This window comes from Pseudomonas mucoides (genome assembly GCF_015461845.1).
Classification (GTDB): Bacteria; Pseudomonadota; Gammaproteobacteria; order Pseudomonadales; family Pseudomonadaceae; genus Aquipseudomonas; species Aquipseudomonas mucoides.
Map to the genome: position 1 here is coordinate 558,244 of NZ_JACOPW010000003.1, position 18,232 is coordinate 576,475.

The window sequence follows — 18,232 nt, forward strand, 5'->3', positions numbered from 1 at the left end:
CGCCACTAGGCAATCACCGAGTCAGCCGCTACATTGGCTGACTTGTGCCTGCCCTTCAGGCACCGCATTACTCCCCTTTTTTTGAATAGACGGAACCCGCAAAACCCCATCATGGACCCTTCCCCTGGCTTGACCCTCGCAACAATATTCGCCGACTTCGGCATGATTCTCTTTGCTCTGATCCTGGTGTTGCTCAACGGATTTTTCGTTGCGGCGGAATTTGCCATGGTCAAACTGCGCTCGACGCGAGTCGAGGCCATCGCCGATAAAAACGGCTGGCGCGGACATATCCTGCGCACCGTTCACAGTCAGCTCGATGCGTACCTCTCGGCGTGCCAGTTAGGTATCACCCTCGCCTCCCTCGGCCTTGGCTGGGTCGGTGAACCGGCGTTCGCGCACATCCTCGAGCCGATGCTTGAAGCAGTTGGCGTGCAGTCGGCCGAAGTGATCAAAGGCGTCTCGTTCTTCGCCGCGTTCTTCGTCATTTCGTACCTGCACATCGTGGTCGGCGAGCTGGCCCCGAAATCCTGGGCCATCCGCAAACCGGAACTGCTGTCGCTGTGGACTGCCGTGCCGCTGTACCTGTTCTACTGGGCCATGTACCCGGCGATCTACCTGCTGAACGCCAGCGCCAACACCATCCTGCGCATCGCCGGCCAGGGTGAGCCCGGCCCGCATCACGAGCACCATTACAGCCGTGAAGAACTGAAACTGATCCTGCACTCCAGCCGTGGCCAGGACCCGAGCGACCAAGGCATGCGCGTATTGGCCTCGGCTGTGGAAATGGGCGAGCTGGAAGTGGTCGACTGGGCCAATTCCCGGGAAGACCTGGTGACGCTGGAGTTCAACGCACCGCTGAAAGAGATCCTGGCGATGTTCCGTCGCCACAAATTCAGCCGTTACCCGGTGTACGACAGCGAGCGACAGGAGTTCGTCGGCCTGCTGCACATCAAGGACCTGCTGCTGGAGCTGGCGGCGCTGGATCACATCCCCGAGTCGTTCAACCTGGCTGAGCTGACCCGGCCGCTGGAACGCGTCTCGCGGCACATGCCGTTGTCGCAGCTGCTGGAGCAATTTCGCAAGGGCGGCTCGCACTTCGCCCTGGTGGAAGAGGCCGATGGCAACGTCATTGGCTACCTGACCATGGAGGACGTGCTGGAAGTGCTGGTTGGCGACATTCAGGACGAACATCGCAAGGCCGAGCGCGGGATCCTCGCGTACCAGCCTGGAAAACTGCTGGTGCGCGGTGATACACCGCTGTTCAAGGTCGAACGCCTGTTGGGCATCGACCTGGATCACGTCGAAGCCGAAACCCTCGCCGGGCTGGTCTACGAAAGCCTCAAGCGGGTGCCGGAAGAGGAAGAAGTGCTGGAAGTCGAAGGTTTGCGGATCATCATCAAGAAGATGAAAGGGCCGAAGATCATTCTGGCCAAGGTGTTAATGCTCGACTAAACCACAAAACCTGCGGGAGCGACCCTGCTCGCGAAGGCGTCAGTACAGGCAACACATCACTGCTTGCCCAACACAAAGTTGGGCAACACCCCCATCGGTTGTTTGAACTGGTACGGAATCGACACCAGCCCCAGTCCCGTATTGCGCTGCACCACAAAATGCAGGTGCGGCCCGGTGCTGTTGCCGGTGTTGCCCGACAGCGCCAACGCACTGCCCACCGACACCCGCTGCCCCTCACGAACACAGACCGAACCTTGCTTGAGGTGCAGGTACACGCCCATGGTCCCGTCATCGTGCAGCACCCGCACGAAATTGCCCGACGGATTGGTGCCACGCCCCGTTTGCCCGCTCTCGGTTTTCACCACCACCCCGCCACGCGCAGCGATGATCGGCGTGCCTTCAGGCATGGCGATGTCGATCGCGTAGCGACTCTTCGGCCCGAAGTGGCTGTAGGCGCCTTCGGCACCCTGGCTCACATGAAACGGACCGCCTCGCCAGGGGAACGGGTATCGATAGGCCATGGCAGACCCTGAGGGGTTGCCCAAGGCGTATTTGAACTTCGGGGTGTACACGAGCGGCCTTCCGGCCTGAGTCGCGGTGAGCACTGCGACACGGACGCTGCTGCGCGCCGGCAATACCTTGCGAATCGGTTTACCCGGCGCGCCGCTGACGTTTTTCAACCCGGCGAAACTCAAGCCGATCTCCACTGGCGCGTACAGGTTATTGCGCACGTACACGCTGTGCTCGCCGTCCTTCTTCAGGAAAACCAGGTACACCTGACGCTCAAGGTGCTCATCCATGCGATCTCGAAAAACGAACACCTCGGAGCCTTTCGTGGGGCGGTCACTGTAGGAGACCACGCCATTGGCGTCGGTGGACTTGTAGACCGTCACGGCCATCGCCGAAGTGGCGGCCATGAACAGACCACAGAAAAACAGCAGGCGCGCGAGCATGGGCAAGGTTCTGTCGAGTAAGGCCTTGGGGTGAGCCTAGCAGCTGCAATGGACCCAAGGAGTCGGCAGATGTTTCAAATGATCGTTCCCACTCTCCAGCTATGTGGTGATTTTGAGGGCCCCATCGCGAGCAAGCTCGCTCCCACAGGGGAATGCATTCCGGTGTGGGAGCCTGCTGGCGAAAGCGGACTGTCAGGCGACGAAGATTACGCGCCAGGAATGAAGTGCTTCTGTGCCGTACCACGAGCAATCAGGCGGGAGATGTAGTCGAGTTTTTGCGCGTCCTGGTCGACGAAGCGGAAGGTCAGTTGCAACCAGTCGCTGTCCGGTTTCGGCTCATGGGCGACGACAGCGTGCAGGTAACCGTTCAGGCGCGCGATTTCAGCGTTCTCGCCCTGCTCCAGGTCGAGCACCGCGCTGTCGAGGATTTGTGGCAGCGTGTCGGTGCGCTTAACCACCAGCAGCGCTTCCTTGATGCTCAAGGCCTTGATCACGCATTGCTGGATGCCGCTCGGCAAGCGCAGCTGGCCTTGACCACGACCACTGGCAGGCGCGACGGCAGCCGGGGCCTTGACCGGTGGGCTGTTGAGCAAACCACGAGACGGGGCGGCAGCTGGCGTCGGTGCGATCACGGCCGGTTTGCCGCCGGTCAAGGCGCTGAGGGTATCGTTGCCGAAGGCCGAGTTCATTTTCGCCGGCGCGCCGCTCATCAGGGCGTCCAGTTTGCCGACCTTGTTCAACGCCTGCTTGACCTTGGTCAGCAGTTGTTCGTTGGTGAAGGGCTTGCTGACGTAGCCGGAAACGCCGGCCTGAATCGCCTGGACCACGTTCTCCTTGTCGCCACGGCTGGTGACCATCACGAAGGGCATGGTCTTGAGGTGGTCCTGCTGGCGACACCAGGTCAGCAGTTCCAGGCCTGACATTTCCGGCATTTCCCAATCGCACAGGACCAGGTCGAACGTCTCCTTGGCCAGCATGGCCTGAGCCTTTCTGCCGTTGATCGCGTCTTCCGTGCGAATGCCCGGGAAGTAGTTGCGCAGGGCTTTCTTTACCAGGTCACGAATGAACGCTGCATCGTCCACCACCAACACGCTGATCTTGCTCATCCATCACCCCTCGAAAAAATCCCGGCAAGCATACCGTTTTGCTGATGGCACATTGCCAAAAACCTTCAGTCACGCCGGGACTTTTCGTTCGCGGGTGCTGCTAGTAACGTCGAAAACCACACACAAAAACGCCCGGCCAAAGGACCGGGCGTTTTTCTTGGGCAGTCTTACTTATCGTCAGCTTTGCCCGGAACATTAGCGGTTTCACCGCTTGTTCCTTCAACTTCTTCTTTCATGCGCTTGAGGCCCAGGTGACGCACGTCGGTGCCGCGCACCAGGTAAATCACCAGTTCCGAGATATTGCGCGCGTGGTCGCCGATCCGTTCCAGCGAACGCAACACCCAGATAATGCTCAAGACCCGCGAGATAGAGCGTGGGTCTTCCATCATGTAGGTCGCCAGCTCACGCAGGGCGGTCTTGTATTCGCGGTCGATGATCTTGTCGTACTGCGCCACCGACAGCGCCAGGTCGGCGTCGAAACGGGCAAACGCGTCCAGCGCATCGCGCACCATGTTGCGCACCTGATCGCCAATGTGGCGAACCTCGACGTAACCGCGCGGCGCTTCGCCTTCTTCGCACAACTGAATGGCGCGGCGGGCAATCTTGGTCGCTTCGTCACCGATGCGTTCCAGGTCGATGACCGACTTGGAGATGCTGATGATCAGGCGCAAGTCAGACGCTGCCGGCTGACGACGGGCCAGAATGCGCAGGCATTCTTCGTCGATGTTGCGTTCCATCTGGTTGATCTGGTCGTCGATCTCGCGAACCTGCTGGGCCAGACCGGAGTCGGCTTCGATCAGCGCGGTCACCGCGTCGTTGACCTGCTTTTCCACCAACCCGCCCATGGCCAGGAGGTGGCTGCGCACTTCCTCCAGTTCAGCGTTGAACTGCGCAGAAATGTGGTGGGTAAGGCCTTCTTTACTAATCATCTGTTTCGCTCCGCGAAAGTTGCAAGCTTCAAGCTGCAAGCTTCAAGCAGTTATGTATAAGTCCTGATATCGCACCGCTTCTTTCTTGCCGCTTGAAGCTTGCGGCTTGCAGCTGTACGGCTAGCCGTACCGCCCCGTGATGTAGTCTTCGGTCTGTTTCTTCGCCGGATTGGTGAACAGGGTGTCGGTGTCGCCGAATTCCACCAGTTTGCCCATGTACATGAACGCCGTGTAGTCGGAAACCCGCGCGGCCTGTTGCATGTTGTGGGTCACGATGACGATGGTGAATTTCGATTTCAGTTCGTAGATCAGCTCTTCGACTTTCAGCGTGGAGATCGGGTCGAGTGCCGAGCACGGTTCGTCGAGCAGCAGCACTTCCGGTTCCACGGCGATGGTGCGCGCGATGACCAGACGTTGTTGCTGGCCACCGGACAGACCCAGTGCCGATTCATGCAGACGGTCCTTGACCTCGTCCCACAGCGCCGCGCCTTTCAACGCCCATTCAACGGCTTCGTCGAGGATGCGCTTCTTGTTGATGCCCTGGATGCGCAGGCCATACACAACGTTTTCGTAGATGGTTTTCGGGAACGGGTTCGGCTTCTGGAACACCATGCCCACGCGACGACGCAGTTCGGCCACGTCTTCGCCCTTGCGGTAGATGTTGTTGCCGTAGAGGTTGATCGCGCCTTCGACACGGCAGCCATCCACCAGGTCGTTCATGCGGTTGAAGGTCCGCAGCAGCGTGGATTTACCGCAGCCGGACGGGCCGATGAACGCGGTCACACGCTGTTTCGGGATGTTCATGCTGACGTCGTACAGCGCTTGTTTCTCGCCGTAGAACAGGCTCAGGCCCGGCACTTCAATGGCCACGGTTTCCTGCTCGAGACTCAGGCTCTGTTTGTCGCGACCCAACGCCGACATGTTGATGCCGTGGGTATGTGTTTCGTGCTGCATGGGAGGCTCCCTGTGCTAACAAATTCGGTTCGTTGAACCGCTGGCTTGGTATTCGGGCCAGCGGCTTACTCAAAATCTCTGTCTGACACCAGCTCCCTCAAGGGACAGCGGCGACCAATTAACTTAGCTATCCAGCGCTTTGTATTTCTCGCGCAGGTGGTTCCGGATGTAGACGGCCGACAGGTTCAGCGTGGCGATCACCAGTACCAGCAGCAGTGCCGTGGCGTATACCAGCGGCCGCGCGGCTTCGACGTTCGGGCTCTGGAAGCCGACGTCATAAATATGGAAGCCCAGGTGCATGATCTTCTGGTCAAGGTGAAGGTACGGGTAGTTGCCATCCAGCGGCAGCGACGGCGCCAGTTTCACCACACCCACCAGCATCAGCGGCGCCACTTCACCGGCGGCACGCGCCACGGCGAGGATCATGCCGGTCATCATCGCGGGGCTGGCCATCGGCAGCACGATCTTCCACAAGGTTTCTGCCTTGGTCGCGCCGAGGGCCAACGAGCCTTCACGCACGGTGCGAGGAATCCGCGCCAGGCCTTCTTCGGTGGCCACGATCACCACCGGTACGGCCAGCAGTGCCAGGGTCAGCGAGGCCCAGAGCAGACCCGGTGTACCGAAGGTCGGTGCCGGCAAGGCTTCAGGGAAGAACAACCGGTCAACCGAGCCGCCCAGTACATAGACGAAGAACCCCAGACCGAACACGCCGTAAACAATGGCCGGTACGCCCGCCAGGTTGTTCACCGCGATGCGGATAATCCGGGTCAACGTGTTCTGCTTGGCGTATTCACGCAGGTAAACCGCTGCCAGCACGCCGAATGGCGTCACGATCATCGCCATGATCAACGTCATCATCACGGTGCCGAAAATCGCCGGGAAGATCCCGCCCTCGGTATTCGCTTCACGCGGGTCGTCGGACAGGAATTCCCAGACCTTGCTGAAGTAGAAACCGACCTTGGTCATCGTGCCCATGGCGTTCGGCTGGTAAGCGTGAACTACCTTGCCGATGCTGATTTCGACTTCCTTGCCGTTCGCATCGCGGGCCGTGAGGCTGTCGCGGTTGAACTGGGCGTGCAGGTCATTCAGACGGGCTTCGATGTCTTGATAACGTGCATTCAGCTCGGCGCGCTCGGCATCCATGTCCGCTTGCGCGGCGGCGTCGAGTTTGCCGGCCAGTTCCAGTTTGCGACCGTGCAGACGAATGCGTTCCAGACCCGAGTTGATGGCGCCGATGTCGACCTTTTCCAGGGTCTTGAGCTGTGCCGCGAGCTTGTTCACGCGATCAACACGCGCCTGCAGTTCCGGCCAGGCCGCTTCGCCTTCAGCGATGACTTTGCCGTCCTGTTTGAGGTTGACCAGGTAGCCGTAGAAGTTGCCCCACTCGCGACGCTCGATGGTCATCAGCTCAGGCGGGTTTTTCTGGTTGGTCAGCCACTCGCCGACGATCCAGGTGAAGTCGTTGCCGTTCAAGTCACGGTTACCGACTTTGATCAGCTCGCGGGTCATGAACTCCGGGCCCTGATCGGGTACCGGCAGGCCAGCGCTTTTCAGGCGCTCACGCGGCACTTCTTCCTTCTGTACCACTTCGCCGATGACCAGGTGATTGGCCTGGCCCGGCACGTCGTAGCTGGCGTGAATCAAATCCGCCGGCCAGAAGTGACCCAGGCCGCGCACGGCAATCACGGCCAGCAGGCCAATGGTCATGATGACCGCGATGGACACCGCGCCACCGCTGATCCAGACGCCCGGGGCGCCGCTCTTGAACCATCCATTCAGGGAGTTCTGTTTCACAGACTTCTACCTTTCTTAAAGCGACGAGTATTTCTTGCGCAGACGCTGACGAATCAGTTCTGCGAGGGTGTTCATGATGAAGGTGAACAACAGCAGCACCAGCGCCGAGAGGAACAGCACGCGGTAGTGGCTGCCGCCGACTTCCGATTCGGGCATTTCCACCGCAACGTTGGCCGCCAGGGTGCGCAGGCCTTCGAACAGGTTCATTTCCATGACCGGGGTGTTACCGGTGGCCATCAACACGATCATGGTTTCACCGACCGCACGGCCCATGCCGATCATCAGTGCCGAGAAGATGCCCGGGCTGGCGGTGAGGATCACCACGCGGGTCATGGTCTGCCACGGCGTGGCGCCGAGGGCCAGGGAGCCGAGGGTCAAGCCACGAGGTACGCTGAACACGGCGTCTTCGGCGATGGAGTAGATGTTCGGGATGACCGCGAAGCCCATGGCCAGGCCGACGACCAGTGCGTTGCGCTGATCGTAGGTGATGCCCAGGTCGTGGGAGATCCACATGCGCATGTCGCCGCCGAAGAACCAGGTTTCCATGTACGGGCTCATGTACAGCGAGAGCCAGCCTACAAACAGGATCACCGGGATCAGGATCGCGCTTTCCCAGCCGTCCGGCACTTTCAGGCGGATCGACTCAGGCAGGCGACTGAAGGTGAAACCGGCGACCAGGATGCCGATCGGCAGGAGCATCAGCAGGCTGAAGATGCCCGGCAAATGCCCTTCTACATACGGAGCGAGGAACAGGCCGGCGAAGAAACCGAGGATCACCGTCGGCATCGCTTCCATCAGTTCGATCACCGGCTTGACCTTGCGGCGCAGGCTCGGGGCCATGAAGTACGCGGTGTAGATCGCCGCAGCGACGGCCAGCGGTGCCGCCAGCAGCATGGCGTAGAAGGCGGCCTTCAAGGTACCGAAGGTCAGCGGAGACAAGCTCATCTTCGGTTCGAAGTCAGTGTTGGCGGCGGTCGATTGCCAGACGTATTTAGGCTCGTCGTAGTTCTCGTACCAGACCTTGCTCCACAACGCGCTCCAGGACACTTCCGGGTGCGGGTTGTCCAGCAGCAGCGGCTGAATCTTGCCGCCCGCTTCGACAATGATGCGGTTGGCGCGTGGCGACAGACCGAACAGGCCCTGGCCTTCCACGACCTGATCCACCAGCAAGGTGCGGTGAGCAGTGCTGTGGAACACGCCGAGTTTGCCGGAGGCGTCGAGGGCGACGAAGCCTTTGCGACGTTCTTCAGCGCTGATTTCAACAATTGGCGTGGTGCCCATCTGGAACGTACGAATCTGCTTCAGGCGCAGCTCGCCGTCGGGGTCGCGCGCCATGAACCACTGGGCCAGACCACCTTTGGAGTCGCCGAGGATCAGCGAGATACCGCCCACCAGTTGGGTACTGGCAGTGATTTGCGCTTCGCCGTCTTCAAGCAGTTTGTAGCGACCGTTGAGGCTCTTGTCGCGCAGACTGAACACGTCGGCCTGAGCACGCCCGTTGATCACGTACAGCCACTGCTGACGCGGGTCGACGAAGATGTTCTTCACCGCCTCGGTCATCTGCGGCAGGTCGATACGCTTCTGCTCGTTGGTGACTTCACCGGTCATCATGTTTTCTTCGCTGGTCAGCGACAAAACATTGAGTTGCGAACCGGTTGCGCCGACCAGCATCAGCGTCGAATCGTTGGCGTTGAGGCTGATGTGCTCCAGCGCGCCGCCCGCTTCGTTCAGGGCAATCGGCGTCTGGCCATACGGGTATTCGATGGCCGGCGAGATGGTTTTCTTGCCGTCCGGGTAGCTGACTTTATAGGTGTGACGGAACACCAGTGCCTGACCGTTGGACAGACCCACAGCCACCAATGGATGGCCCGGTTGGTCTTCACCGATGGAGGTCACGCTGACACCGGCGGGCAACGGCAGATCGAATCGCTTGAGTTCAGCGCCACTGTCGATATCAAAGAACAGCGCCTGGCCCTTGTCGGAAACCCGCATGGCGACCTGGTTCTGTTCTTCGAGGGAGATCATCAACGGCTTGCCGGCGTCTTGCATCCAGGCGGGCGTGATGGCGTCCTTGGCGGTCAGGTTGGCACCCTGGAACAGGGGCGCGACGACGTAGGCAAGGAAGAAGAAAATCAGCGTGATCGCGCCGAGGACAGCGAGGCCGCCAACAAGGACGTACCAACGGGTCAGGCGATCTTTGAGCGCGCGAATGCGGCGCTTGCGTTGCAGCTCAGGCGTATTGAAATCAATTCGCTTGGGGGGATTCGTAGTCATGGTGGAATTGGCCAGATCATTCATGCGCACACCCTAGCGATCCTGTATGACAGAAAGATGACAATGCAGTGACGCAACAAGTCCGCCGCCAGCGGGAACTGGCAGAGGACCGGAAATTTGGGGGTGTGGGAGCAAGAGCCCTGGCTTGCCGGGAGACCGGGTTACGGCCATCGCGGGCAAGCCACGCTCCCACAGGATCCGAGGTTAACCTCGAATCAATTTGTTACTTTTTTGCGACTTCAGCGCCGCCTTCCGACAGACCCAGGTCAGCCAGTGCTTTGGCTGCGACTTTGGCTGGCAGTGGGATGTAACCGTCTTTCACTACAACTTCCTGGCCCTGTTTGGACAGAACCAGTTTCACGAACTCGGCTTCCAGCGGGGCCAGAGGCTTGTTCGGGGCTTTGTTGACGTAAACGTAGAGGAAACGCGACAGCGGGTATTTGCCGTTCAGTGCGTTTTCTTCGCTGTCTTCGATGAACTCAGTGCTGCCCTTCTTGGCCAGAGCCACTGTCTTCACGGAAGCCGTTTTGTAGCCGATGCCCGAGTAACCGATGCCGTTCAGCGAGGAGCTGATCGACTGCACGACCGAAGCCGAGCCAGGTTGTTCGTTCACGTTTGGCTTGTAGTCGCCTTTGCACAGGGCTTCTTCTTTGAAGTAGCCGTAGGTGCCGGATACCGAGTTACGACCGAACAGTTGAACCGGCTTGTTGGCCAGGTCGCCGGTCACGCCCAGGTCGCCCCAGGTTTTGACGTCGGTTTTAGCGCCGCACAGACGAGTGGACGAGAAGATCGCGTCGACTTGTTCCATGGTCAGGTGCTGGATCGGGTTGTCTTTGTGAACGAAGACAGCCAGGGCGTCCACGGCAACCGGGATAGCGGTTGGTTTGTAGCCGTACTTCTGTTCGAAGGCAGCCAGTTCGGTGTCCTTCATCTTGCGGCTCATCGGGCCCAGGTTAGAGGTACCTTCAGTCAGCGCAGGTGGCGCGGTGGCAGAGCCCGCGGCCTGAATCTGGATGTTGACGTTCGGGTATTCTTTTTTGTAGTTCTCAGCCCAGAGGGTCATGAGGTTGGCCAGGGTATCGGAGCCGACGCTGGACAGGTTGCCCGACACACCAGTGGTCTTGGTGTAGCTCGGGATAGCAGGGTCAACAGCGGCAACCGCATTGGCAGTCGCAACGCCAGCAGCGACAAAAGTCATTGCCGCCATCAAACGCTTCAGTTTCATGCCTTACTCCTAGCAGATAGGGTGTGTTAAGTCGGGGCCAAGTATCAGCAGGCCGTGTGAACACTCTATGGCTGAAATATGACAATTGGATGAAAGGCCAGCATTCGAGTGCCGGATACATCCAGCCTTGCAGCGCAGGTTGACAAATCATAACTAGAAGATAGCCTTGTCAACCACGAGAGGACCCCATGATTAACGACCGAATTCGCCGCGCCCGCCTACTGCGGGGCATGTCTCTAGAGGCTTTAGCACTCAAGCTTGGCGATATCACCAAGCAAGGCCTCAGCAAATACGAGAAAGGGTCAAGCACTCCAAACTCCGCACGCCTGTTACAAATGGCAAAAGTATTGGAGGTCAGTCCTGAGTACTTTTTCCGCGCGGAGGCTGTGCCACTTGCACCGTTAGAGTTTCGCAAACTGGCGAAAATGCCGAAGTACCGCCAGGTTCAAGTCGAAGAACAGATTCGTGAGCATCTCGAGCGCTACATCGCTCTGGAGGATTGCTTCGACCCGGCAGACATCCATACTCCGGCCACCCCAGCGCAAATGCTACCGGTTTCCTCTATAGAGGAAGCTGAACGCGCGGCCGAACAACTGCGTGAGTTCTGGAAGATCGGCAGTGATCCCATCTCCAACCTTACCGAGCAATTGGAAGAGCACAGCATCAAGGTAGCCATGCTCATGGGGCCAGATGACTTTGATGGGGCCTGCGCCGCTACCGGTGACGGTCGTCATGTCCTGATCGCGCTCAACGCCGAGCGTCCTGGCGAACGCATACGCTTCACCGCTGCCCATGAGCTGGGTCATTGGGTCATGCAGTTACCCGAAGAAATGCCCGAAAGAGAAAAGGAAAACTGCTGCCATCGTTTCGCGGGGGCCTTCCTCTATCCGGCCAAAGGTGTCACCAGTGACTTTGGTAACCACCCTCGCTCCAGGGTTCATCCCCGGGAACTGCTCATCGCCAAGCGCCAATATGGAATTTCGATGCACGCAGCACTGCGGCGCCTCAAGGATTTAAATCTTCTCAGCGACGGCGGTTACAAATCCCTCACCATTCAATTCAGCTCGAACGGCTGGCGCAAGGCCGAGCCAGAGCCATTGCCGTGCAAACCTCCACAACGTTTTGAGTCGTTGGTGTTTTGGGGATTGGCCGAAGGATTGATCACCAAATCCCGTGCAGCTGAACTTCTACGCAAACCAGTGAGCGCTTTAGATCCCAACTTCCTGGGCTCACTGGAGAGTGCATGACTCTGATCTACATCAGCGATACGAATATCTGGATCGATTTCAGGAATGCAGGGCTGCTGGAACAGATGTTCAGACTGCCGTTCACTCTTTGCTGCACAGATTTCGTACTGCACGAGCTCGAAGATTTTCCGCACGACGAATTGCTAGCCCACGGGTTAATAGTCGAATCATTCGAGGGTCCGGAAGTGGCACGGCTGTTCAGTCTGAAAATCGAACATAACAACAGCTCTCTGGCAGACGTTTCCTGCTATCTACTGGCTCAGCAAACAGGTCGACCGTTATTGACGGGGGACGGCAAACTTAGAAAGCAGGCACAAAAGGATGGGCTACAGGTACACGGTGCACTTTGGCTGCTGGACCTGATGGTTGACTGCCAGGTTGTTGGATTGCAGCAGGCTGCGGATGCTTTGGAGGACATGCTTATGCGCGGAGCACGTTTACCGTCAGGCGAGTGTGAGGCAAGGCTTTCGCGCTGGCGAAAGCCTTGATGGCGACGGTTAGCGCCCCTTCTTCCAGAGATACCCACCCACCACAATCCCGACCCCGCAAATGATCGCCACATAATAGGCAGGCCCCATCGGGCTCTCCTTCAGCAGCAACGTCACCACCATCGGCGTCAAACCACCGAAAATCGCGTAGGCCAGGTTGTACGAGAACGACAACCCGCTGAACCGCACCACCGCCGGGAAGGCCTTCACCATCACGTACGGCACCGCGCCGATGGTGCCCACCAGCAAACCGGTCAAGGCATACATCGGGAACAGCCAGTCCGGGTGATTGAACAGGCTGTGATAGAACGTCCACGAGCTGATCAGCAACGCGGCGCTGCCAAACACGAACACCCGTCCGGCACCAAAGCGATCCGCCAGCGCACCGGACGCCACACAGCCCAGGCTGAGGAACACAATCGCCAGGCTGTTGGCCTGCAACGCCGTGGTCGGCGAGAAGTGGTAAACGGTCTGCAACACGGTCGGGGTCATCAGGATGACCACGATGATGCCGGCGGACAGCAGCCAGGTCAGCAGCATGGAAATCAGGATCGCCCCGCGATGGTCACGCAGTACGGCGCGTAGCGGCACTTCTTCAGCCAGGGCCTTGCGCAGTTGCAGTTCGGCGAACACCGGGGTTTCGTGCAGCCAGCGGCGCAGGTACACCGAGAACAGGCCGAACACACCACCGAGCAGGAACGGGATCCGCCAGGCGTAATCCGAGACTTCCACGGGGGTGTAGATGCTGTTGATCGCCGTGGCGACCAGCGAGCCCAGCAGAATGCCTGCCGTCAGACCGCTGGTCAGGGTGCCGCAGGCGTAGCCGATATGCCGTTGCGGCACGTGTTCGGAAACGAAGACCCACGCGCCGGGCACTTCACCGCCAATCGCTGCGCCTTGAATCACCCGCATCAGCAGCAAGAGGATCGGTGCCCACATGCCAATCTGCGCATAAGTCGGCAGCAAACCCATGATCAGGGTCGGTACCGCCATCATGAAGATGCTCAGGGTGAACATCTTCTTGCGTCCCAGCAGGTCGCCGAAGTGCGCCATGACGATGCCGCCCAACGGGCGCGCCAGGTAGCCGGCAGCGAAAATGCCGAAGGTCTGCATCAGCCGCAGCCACTCGGGCATGTCCGCCGGGAAGAACAGTTTTCCCACCACCGTGGCGAAGAACACGAAGATGATGAAGTCGTAGAACTCCAACGCACCGCCCAGGGCAGACAGCGATAGAGTCTTGTAGTCGTTGCGGGTCAAGGGACGTGCGGGTTGAGTCGGCTGCGCGATGCTCGAGGGCGCTGTGGTCATGGCAAGGGCTTCTCTTATAGTCGAATCTGCAACCTCAACAACGCTGGCGGAGGCTTGGGCAGGTCCGGCACCATAACAAATTGTTCGAAAAAGCACATAGAGGTGCGTTTTTGACGGTCAAAATGAGAACCCGGCGGTCGTCTCGGAGTCTACCGACCGATATACTCGGGATCTTGCAACAGTTTGAAAGGGTTGCTGTGCGAAGACGCTGCTGGCTCTACCAGTCGATTTCGCAGAGTTTCCCTTTAGGCGCCTTACGAAAAACGTGACGAACGTAGTATGTTCGGGGCTGAATCGTTTTTCTTGAAAGCGGCTATTCACCTGAAGTACCAACGAAGAGTCACGGGTCAGAGGCACCCCCGGCATGATAGAGCTCGAACAAGAAGATCCAATCCCGCAAGGCGATCTGGCCCTGCAAATCACCGCGCTTCCTCGCGAAACCAACGGCTTCGGCGATATTTTCGGCGGCTGGCTGGTGGCGCAGATGGATTTGGCCGGCACCGCCATGGCCAGCAAGGTTGCTGGCGGGCGTGTTGCCACCGTTGCGATTGATCGCATGGCGTTCCTGGTTCCAGTGGCGGTGGGCGCCCAGCTCTCCTTTTATACCCAGGCCCTGGAAATCGGCCGCAGCTCGATCAAGATGATGGTCGAGGTCTGGAGCGACGATCCGCTGTCCAGCGAGTGGCGTAAAGTGACTGAAGCGGTGTTTGTGTTCGTCGCCATCGACGGCAGCGGCCGTACTCGCTCGGTTCCGCCCCGCGCGCGTTAAACGCTGAGGCGGTTTTGCGGTCCATTGCAGTCATTGTTCCCGATCGAGAGTTGTCCCATGAACACGCCCAACGTTGAAGCCGTGAAACTGGATGAACTGAACTGCTGGCGCATCCGCCACGGTCAGGCTGAATTGTTGGTCGCCCAGCAAGGCGCGCACATCCTCAGTTATCAATTGGCCGGCCAACCGCCGCTGATCTGGCTCAACGATGAGGCCGTGTTCAAGACCGGCAAGAGCATCCGCGCCGGCATGCCGGTGTGCTGGCCGTGGTTCGGCAACCTTGCACGCAACCCGCAGAGCGTTCAGGCGATGCGCGTCAGCCATGAAGCGCCGAGCGCCCACGGTTTTGTCCGGGCAATGGATTGGGAGTTGGGCGGCATTGAGGCCGAAGGCGAAAGCCTCAAGGTGGAATTTGTCCTGCCCTACCCTGAAGGTGGCTTTGCGCAGTGGCCGCATCAGGTGGATTTGAAGCTGAGCATTCGTCTGGATGAGCAACTACACATCAGCCTGACCAGCCATAACCAGGGCACGGATACCGTCACCCTCAGCCAGGCGCTGCACAGTTATTTCGCGGTCAGCGATGTACGCAACGTGCAGGTTGAAGGGCTGGATGGCTTGAGCTACATCGAGACGCTGGATGACTGGAAAACCGTCACTCAGTCTGGTGACCTGCAGTTTACCGGCGAGACTGATCGCATTTACCTCGATCCCCCGACGACGCTGAGCATTGTCGATCCGGCGTGGGAGCGACGCATCGAGCTGACCAGCAGCGGGTCGCGCGCAGCGGTGATCTGGAACCCGTGGATCGAGCGTGCGGCAGCGTTCAGCGACATGGCCGACGATGGCTGGCAGCGGATGCTGTGCATCGAGACGGCGAATGTGATGGGTGATGTGGTGACACTGGCACCGGGTGCCAGCCATACCTTGGGCGTAAGCATCGCCAGCAAATCCCTCTAACACTGCAAAACAATGTGGGAGCGAGCTTGCTCGCGATGAAGCCATAACATCCAACATCAATGTTGACTGTTACACCGCCATCGCGAGCAGGCTCACTCCTACATTTTGATCACCTACAGATCCGATTCTTTTACTACCCGCACCTTCGCCGCATCCAGCGCATACGCCGCATCAGCCAGGTCGTTGTTGACCTTCTCGATCTTCAACGTGCCGGTTACCCACAGTGGTGTATAGATGTCATCCAGCTTCAACCCCTTCGGATAACGCACCAGCACCAACTGGTTCGGCGGCGGTGGCGGCACGTGGATGCAGGCGCCCGGGTAAGGCACGAGGAAGAACAGCGTGCTGCGGCCCTTGGCGTCGGACTCAAGCGGCACCGGGTAACCCCCGATGCGGATGTTCTTGTCGTTCATCGACGGCACGGTCTTGGTCGAATACATCACCGCCGGCAAGCCTTTGCTCTGCTTCATGCCACCTTTCGCAGTAAAGGTGCCATCGCCTTCAGGGGAGTTGTGGTCGATCTCGGGCATGGCTTCGAGGGCTTTCTGGTCCGACTTGGGCATCAGTTCCAGCCAGTCGGTTTCCGGCAGTTCGCCGGCATGGGCCAAACCACTGCCCAGAAAAAGGAGAGTCAACAGAAGACGGCGCATTGAGGTGCTCGGTAAAGGGAGAGGCGATAAGTCGCCGAGCATTCTAGCCCTCTCTGCGTGCGGCGCAGAGGGGGCTTTGTCGCTTTGGATCAGTTCTTTTTGATCAAACCGTAGATCACCAGCAACACCACCGCGCCAACCAGCGCACCGATGAAACCAGCGCCTTCGCCCGCGTGGTAGATGCCCAGAGCCTGGCCGCCGTAAGTGGCCGCCAGCGAACCGCCGATACCGAGCAGGATGGTCATGATCCAGCCCATGCTGTCATCGCCCGGTTTCAGGAACCGAGCCAGCAGGCCAACGATCAAGCCGATAAAGATGGTTCCGATAATTCCCATGGCATTTCCCTCTGATTGGTTGGTTATGCGAAAGCCTAGTCAGACTTTGGCATCCTGCCATGAGAGAACGGCGGCCCCAGAATGGTTCCGCCGCGGCCACATGAAACTATCTTATTCGGCGATGAGCGCTTCGACCTTGAGGATCTGTGCCGCCAGTGTCTCGCGGTCTGCACAGCGCAGGTTGGCGTGACCAACCTTGCGACCGGCCTTGAACGCCTTGCCGTAGTGGTGCAGATGGCAATCGGCAATCGCGATCACCTTCTCCACCGGCGGTACAACGCCGATGAAGTTGAGCATCGCGCTCTCACCGATTTTGGCCGTCGAACCCAGCGGCAGACCGGCAACGGCGCGCAGGTGGTTTTCGAATTGGCTGCACTCGGCGCCTTCGGTGGTCCAGTGCCCGGAGTTGTGTACGCGCGGGGCGATTTCGTTGGCCTTGAGACCCCCGTCGACTTCAAAGAATTCGAACGCCATCACGCCGACATACTCCAGCTGCTTGAGCACGCGGCTGGAATAGTCTTCCGCCAGGGCTTGCAGCGGGTGATCGGTGCTGGCCACGGACAGCTTGAGGATGCCGCTGTCGTGGGTGTTGTGAACCAGTGGATAGAAGCGGGTTTCGCCATCGCGAGCGCGCACGGCGATCAGCGACACTTCGCCAGTGAACGGCACGAAGCCTTCCAGCAGGCAAGCAACGCTGCCCAGCTCGGCGAAGGTGCCGACCACGTCTTCCGGTTTGCGCAGGACTTTCTGGCCCTTGCCGTCGTAACCCAGGGTGCGGGTTTTCAGCACGGCCGGCAGACCGATCGAAGCCACGGCGGCGTCCAGATCGGCTTGCGACTGGATGTCGGCGAACGCCGGGGTCGGAATCCCCAGGTCCTTGAACATGCTCTTCTCGAACCAGCGATCACGGGCAATGCGCAGGGCTTCGGCGCTCGGGTAGACCGGCACGAATTGCGAGAGGAACGCCACGGTTTCGGCCGGGACGCTTTCGAACTCGAAGGTCACCAGATCGACTTCATCGGCGAGCTGACGCAGGTGATCCTGATCGCCGTAATCGGCCCGCAGGTGTTCGCCCAACGCGGCTGCGCAAGCATCCGGCGCGGGGTCCAGGAAAGCGAAGTTCATACCCAGCGGGGTGCCCGCCAGCGCCAACATGCGACCCAACTGGCCGCCACCGATTACACCGATCTTCATCGTCAACAACCTCAGGCGATGCGTGGGTCTGGATTGTCCAGGACGCTGTCTGTCTGCTCAGCACGGAAAGTTTTCAGCACTTCGTGGAACTGCGGGTGCTTGGCGCCCAGGATGCTCGCCGACAGCAGTGCGGCATTGATCGCGCCAGCCTTGCCGATGGCCAGGGTCGCAACCGGGATGCCGGCCGGCATCTGCACGATGGACAGCAGCGAATCGACGCCGGACAGCATCGCCGACTGCACCGGCACGCCCAGCACCGGCAGGTGGGTCTTGGCCGCACACATGCCTGGCAAATGGGCTGCGCCACCGGCACCGGCGATAATCACCTCAATGCCACGGGCCTCAGCCTCTTCGGCGTACTGGAACAGCAGGTCCGGGGTGCGGTGGGCAGAGACCACTTTCACCTCGTAAGGGATGCCGAGCTTTTCCAGCATATCGGCGGTGTGGCTAAGGGTGGACCAATCGGACTTGGAGCCCATGATCACGCCAACCAGTGCACTCATCGTCGTGCCTCTTCTCTCTGGGCGCCCGCAGGCGCGTCAAAAAACAACAAGCCACGCAGGATGCGTGGCTTGATTGTACGAATTATGGCCGGGC

The 18,232-nt window shown here is 59.5% G+C and carries 17 protein-coding genes; 5 read left to right on the forward strand and 12 right to left on the reverse strand.

Going from position 1 to position 18,232, the window contains the following annotated elements; all coding sequences use genetic code 11:
- The first annotated feature begins 111 nt into the window (after nt 1-111).
- Entirely contained in the window at nt 112-1,452 is a 1,341-nt protein-coding gene (locus tag H8F22_RS17460) for a hemolysin family protein (protein WP_027926303.1), read from the forward strand.
- 56 nt (nt 1,453-1,508) lie between these two features.
- Here the strand turns inward: H8F22_RS17460 and H8F22_RS17465 are convergent, their stop codons facing one another.
- From H8F22_RS17465 to H8F22_RS17495, 7 genes are all read right to left on the reverse strand, one after another.
- Complete coding sequence (locus H8F22_RS17465) at nt 1,509-2,405, reverse strand: peptidoglycan DD-metalloendopeptidase family protein (RefSeq protein WP_027926302.1); 897 nt, start codon at nt 2,403-2,405, stop codon at nt 1,509-1,511.
- A gap of 206 nt (nt 2,406-2,611) precedes the next feature.
- Nucleotides 2,612-3,511, reverse strand: a complete 900-nt coding sequence (locus tag H8F22_RS17470; protein WP_194940494.1) for a response regulator — start codon at nt 3,509-3,511, stop codon at nt 2,612-2,614.
- A 167-nt stretch (nt 3,512-3,678) separates the two neighbouring features.
- Complete coding sequence (phoU, locus tag H8F22_RS17475; protein WP_008150055.1) at nt 3,679-4,440, reverse strand: phosphate signaling complex protein PhoU; 762 nt, start codon at nt 4,438-4,440, stop codon at nt 3,679-3,681.
- A gap of 120 nt (nt 4,441-4,560) precedes the next feature.
- Entirely contained in the window at nt 4,561-5,394 is an 834-nt protein-coding gene (gene pstB, locus H8F22_RS17480; RefSeq protein WP_027926300.1) for a phosphate ABC transporter ATP-binding protein PstB, read from the reverse strand.
- Between the two features lie 123 nt (nt 5,395-5,517).
- Nucleotides 5,518-7,188, reverse strand: coding sequence for a phosphate ABC transporter permease PstA (gene pstA / locus H8F22_RS17485; protein ID WP_059181934.1), 1,671 nt, complete (start codon nt 7,186-7,188; stop codon nt 5,518-5,520).
- Between the two features lie 15 nt (nt 7,189-7,203).
- Nucleotides 7,204-9,486 carry an ABC transporter permease subunit gene (locus tag H8F22_RS17490; protein WP_027926298.1) on the reverse strand — a complete coding sequence of 761 codons (2,283 nt, stop codon included), beginning with the start codon at nt 9,484-9,486 and terminating at the stop codon, nt 7,204-7,206.
- A 199-nt stretch (nt 9,487-9,685) separates the two neighbouring features.
- On the reverse strand, nt 9,686-10,687 hold the full coding sequence (locus H8F22_RS17495) for a phosphate ABC transporter substrate-binding protein PstS (protein WP_027926297.1): 1,002 nt from the start codon (nt 10,685-10,687) through the stop codon (nt 9,686-9,688).
- Nucleotides 10,688-10,875: 188 nt separating this feature from the next.
- Here H8F22_RS17495 and H8F22_RS17500 point away from each other — a divergent pair, with 188 nt between their 5' ends.
- Together H8F22_RS17500 and H8F22_RS17505 are read left to right on the forward strand one after the other, a co-directional pair.
- The gene (locus H8F22_RS17500; protein ID WP_059181932.1) at nt 10,876-11,934 is read left to right on the forward strand and encodes a helix-turn-helix domain-containing protein; all 1,059 of its coding nucleotides are present in this window, start codon (nt 10,876-10,878) and stop codon (nt 11,932-11,934) included.
- Complete coding sequence (locus tag H8F22_RS17505) at nt 11,931-12,422, forward strand: PIN domain-containing protein (RefSeq protein WP_059181931.1); 492 nt, start codon at nt 11,931-11,933, stop codon at nt 12,420-12,422. The genes H8F22_RS17500 and H8F22_RS17505 overlap by 4 nt, the downstream gene beginning before the upstream one ends.
- 9 nt (nt 12,423-12,431) lie before the next feature.
- On the opposite strand, the gene H8F22_RS17510 is transcribed toward H8F22_RS17505, so the two are convergent.
- Nucleotides 12,432-13,730, reverse strand: coding sequence for an MFS transporter (locus H8F22_RS17510; protein ID WP_027926294.1), 1,299 nt, complete (start codon nt 13,728-13,730; stop codon nt 12,432-12,434).
- Between the two features lie 364 nt (nt 13,731-14,094).
- Here H8F22_RS17510 and H8F22_RS17515 point away from each other — a divergent pair, with 364 nt between their 5' ends.
- Entirely contained in the window at nt 14,095-14,499 is a 405-nt protein-coding gene (locus H8F22_RS17515) for an acyl-CoA thioesterase (RefSeq protein ID WP_007942704.1), read from the forward strand.
- A 57-nt stretch (nt 14,500-14,556) separates the two neighbouring features.
- A complete protein-coding gene (locus H8F22_RS17520; RefSeq protein ID WP_194940495.1) occupies nt 14,557-15,456 on the forward strand; it encodes a D-hexose-6-phosphate mutarotase in 900 nt (299 codons plus the stop codon).
- Between the two features lie 113 nt (nt 15,457-15,569).
- On the opposite strand, the gene H8F22_RS17525 is transcribed toward H8F22_RS17520, so the two are convergent.
- From H8F22_RS17525 to purE, 4 genes are all read right to left on the reverse strand, one after another.
- Nucleotides 15,570-16,106 carry a DUF3299 domain-containing protein gene (locus H8F22_RS17525; RefSeq protein WP_059181930.1) on the reverse strand — a complete coding sequence of 179 codons (537 nt, stop codon included), beginning with the start codon at nt 16,104-16,106 and terminating at the stop codon, nt 15,570-15,572.
- An 89-nt stretch (nt 16,107-16,195) separates the two neighbouring features.
- A complete protein-coding gene (locus tag H8F22_RS17530; protein ID WP_027926291.1) occupies nt 16,196-16,441 on the reverse strand; it encodes a GlsB/YeaQ/YmgE family stress response membrane protein in 246 nt (81 codons plus the stop codon).
- A gap of 111 nt (nt 16,442-16,552) precedes the next feature.
- A complete protein-coding gene (locus H8F22_RS17535; protein WP_027926290.1) occupies nt 16,553-17,635 on the reverse strand; it encodes a 5-(carboxyamino)imidazole ribonucleotide synthase in 1,083 nt (360 codons plus the stop codon).
- 11 nt (nt 17,636-17,646) lie between these two features.
- Nucleotides 17,647-18,138 carry a 5-(carboxyamino)imidazole ribonucleotide mutase gene (gene purE, locus H8F22_RS17540; RefSeq protein ID WP_008030713.1) on the reverse strand — a complete coding sequence of 164 codons (492 nt, stop codon included), beginning with the start codon at nt 18,136-18,138 and terminating at the stop codon, nt 17,647-17,649.
- Nucleotides 18,139-18,232: the final 94 nt, after the last annotated feature.

Coding starts and splice junctions, on each gene's coding strand:
- H8F22_RS17500 (WP_059181932.1), top strand. CDS start 10,876: ATGATTAACGACCGAATTCGCCGCGCCCGCCTACTGCGGGGCATGTCT.
- pstB (WP_027926300.1), bottom strand. CDS start 5,394: ATGCAGCACGAAACACATACCCACGGCATCAACATGTCGGCGTTGGGT.
- phoU (WP_008150055.1), bottom strand. CDS start 4,440: ATGATTAGTAAAGAAGGCCTTACCCACCACATTTCTGCGCAGTTCAAC.
- H8F22_RS17470 (WP_194940494.1), bottom strand. CDS start 3,511: ATGAGCAAGATCAGCGTGTTGGTGGTGGACGATGCAGCGTTCATTCGT.
- H8F22_RS17535 (WP_027926290.1), bottom strand. CDS start 17,635: ATGAAGATCGGTGTAATCGGTGGCGGCCAGTTGGGTCGCATGTTGGCG.
- H8F22_RS17520 (WP_194940495.1), top strand. CDS start 14,557: ATGAACACGCCCAACGTTGAAGCCGTGAAACTGGATGAACTGAACTGC.
- H8F22_RS17495 (WP_027926297.1), bottom strand. CDS start 10,687: ATGAAACTGAAGCGTTTGATGGCGGCAATGACTTTTGTCGCTGCTGGC.
- H8F22_RS17505 (WP_059181931.1), top strand. CDS start 11,931: ATGACTCTGATCTACATCAGCGATACGAATATCTGGATCGATTTCAGG.
- purE (WP_008030713.1), bottom strand. CDS start 18,138: ATGAGTGCACTGGTTGGCGTGATCATGGGCTCCAAGTCCGATTGGTCC.
- H8F22_RS17490 (WP_027926298.1), bottom strand. CDS start 9,486: ATGAATGATCTGGCCAATTCCACCATGACTACGAATCCCCCCAAGCGA.
- H8F22_RS17525 (WP_059181930.1), bottom strand. CDS start 16,106: ATGCGCCGTCTTCTGTTGACTCTCCTTTTTCTGGGCAGTGGTTTGGCC.
- H8F22_RS17530 (WP_027926291.1), bottom strand. CDS start 16,441: ATGGGAATTATCGGAACCATCTTTATCGGCTTGATCGTTGGCCTGCTG.
- H8F22_RS17460 (WP_027926303.1), top strand. CDS start 112: ATGGACCCTTCCCCTGGCTTGACCCTCGCAACAATATTCGCCGACTTC.
- H8F22_RS17515 (WP_007942704.1), top strand. CDS start 14,095: ATGATAGAGCTCGAACAAGAAGATCCAATCCCGCAAGGCGATCTGGCC.
- H8F22_RS17510 (WP_027926294.1), bottom strand. CDS start 13,730: ATGACCACAGCGCCCTCGAGCATCGCGCAGCCGACTCAACCCGCACGT.
- H8F22_RS17465 (WP_027926302.1), bottom strand. CDS start 2,405: ATGCTCGCGCGCCTGCTGTTTTTCTGTGGTCTGTTCATGGCCGCCACT.